Source organism: Methylobacterium crusticola (assembly GCF_003574465.1).
GTDB lineage: Bacteria > Pseudomonadota > Alphaproteobacteria > Rhizobiales > Beijerinckiaceae > Methylobacterium > Methylobacterium crusticola.
In genome coordinates this window covers 1-1,742 of sequence record NZ_QOWC01000447.1, presented here as the reverse complement: position 1 = coordinate 1,742, position 1,742 = coordinate 1, and the positions used below count along the sequence as shown (strand labels likewise).

The 1,742-nt window shown below is 71.9% G+C and carries 2 protein-coding genes and 1 pseudogene; all 3 read right to left on the bottom strand.

What is annotated here, in order from left to right; translation table 11 throughout:
- A pseudogene (locus tag DT057_RS34800) lies at positions 1-199 on the bottom strand (extracellular catalytic domain type 1 short-chain-length polyhydroxyalkanoate depolymerase); the annotation flags it as partial.
- Between the two features lie 77 nt (positions 200-276).
- Positions 277-696, bottom strand: a complete 420-nt coding sequence (locus DT057_RS34795) for a CopG family transcriptional regulator (RefSeq protein ID WP_128566541.1) — start codon at positions 694-696, stop codon at positions 277-279.
- Between the two features lie 280 nt (positions 697-976).
- A complete protein-coding gene (locus DT057_RS34790; protein ID WP_128566540.1) occupies positions 977-1,327 on the bottom strand; it encodes a winged helix-turn-helix domain-containing protein in 351 nt (116 codons plus the stop codon).
- Positions 1,328-1,742 lie beyond the last annotated feature (415 nt).

Below are 1,742 nucleotides of genomic sequence, written 5' to 3'. Positions count from 1 at the left end.
TGTCGAGGGCCGGCCACGGGCGCGCGGCCCCTCCCCCGGTGCGGGCCGCTCCGGGCCCGGTGGCCGCTCCCGGACCTGTGGCCGAGCGGGGCCGGCCGGGCGCCGGGCGCCCCTGGAGCAGCGCCATGGCCTCGGTCAGCTGGCCGGCGCGGGTGAGACGGGTCACCTCACCCATGTCGATGCGGGAGAATGCAGTCATGATCGTGATCCTGTCGGAGAGGGGCTTGCCGGTGCGGGAGCACGGGCCGGCCGTCGGGACGGGGCGGGTGCGAGGGGTCAGGCGATGCGGTCGGCCAGTGCCAGCTTGACCGCCGGGCTGGCGTGGAAGGCGCCGAGGACCTGCACCGACACGATGGCGTCGCGGGCGAGCTCGGGCGTGACCTCGGGGGCGATGCTGGCGAGGCCGAGGACCTGGATGCGAAGGGGCGTGCCAGCGCGCCTGGCCCCTTCCAAGTCCTGCTGGGTGAAGTGGGATAGACCGAGGGCGAGCTGGTTGCGGGCGATGGAGTGCCGGACGGCGTCGCCCTGCTGCGCGAGCTGGTTGCGCACGGCGGTCCGGATGAAGTCGGTGCGGTTGGCGTAGAAGCCGTCCCGGATCATGAGGTCGATGTGACCCAGGTCGACGTAGCCGAGATTGATCGTCAGCTTCTCGCTGTCGGGCGCTCGGGGCCGCCGCGCTCGTGTGGTGCCCGCCATCGTGAATCTCCCGTTTTACCATCCTGTTGGATGGTCTGAAGATGGTGACAGGCTGGGAAAGCGCAAGGGCCGGGCGGCGGTTTCCGGACCGGGACCACCGGGTCGCGGCTCCGCGCCGCCCGCGTGGCGCGGACGGTTCCCGGGCCGCCGACACGGACCGCCGCGATCGTGCAGCGCCGTCAGGCCCCTCGGGCCTCAAGCCCGACGGGCGATGCGATCCGGCGCGAGCCTTCTTGAATCGGGCGGGACCCCGACGACCCCGTCGCGTGCGGCGGCAGGGTCAGGCCCCGCCCTCGGCCGATCCCGCGGCCAGCCGCGCGCACTCGCCCTCCGGGGTTCCGTAGGACGCGCCGGCGGCCACGAGCAGCGCCGCGCGGTCGCGGATCGTGATGATGCCGCGCTGCCGCCGGATCATCCCGAAGCGCGCGAGCACCGACACCCCCGCCGTCAGGCCCGGGCGGTTGACCCCGAGCATCCGTGTGCCGAGCAGGACCGGCGTGCCGACCATCCCCTCGCGGCCGACGAGCGCGAGCGCGATCGGACCGCCATCCGCCGCGGGGGCGGCCCCTGAGAGGGTGCCGTCCTCGATGATGGCGACGCGGGGGAGCGGCGCATGGGCCTTGATCAGCACCGGGCCGAGCCGCAGCGGCGCGGGCGTGAGATCGGGTTGCAGCAGGGCGAAGCCGGGCGGCGAGAACGCGGCGAGGAGTCGGCACGACAGGAGATCTGGAGCGAAGCTATCACGATCCCGTCCTCGTCGGAGGCGGGAGCCGAGAACCCTCGGCGCCCGCACCCGATACGTCTGCGAGCGACGGCTTCCTCCATGACCATTATCGTCCGCATATGCAAATTTCGATCATAGGATGGCGTCGTCGTCTTTTTTCTGACCTAACGTGCCGGCTCTTCATCACTCGATGTGGGACAATGCAGGACGCGCTGATCCGCAAGCTCGAGAGCTTCGAGACTTTGTCAGACCACGACCGTGCGGCCCTCACCGCCCTGGCGCTCCGGGTCCGGAAGGTGGGCGCACGGGTCGACCTGAAACG

Coding starts and splice junctions, on each gene's coding strand:
- DT057_RS34795 (WP_128566541.1), bottom strand. CDS start 696: ATGGCGGGCACCACACGAGCGCGGCGGCCCCGAGCGCCCGACAGCGAG.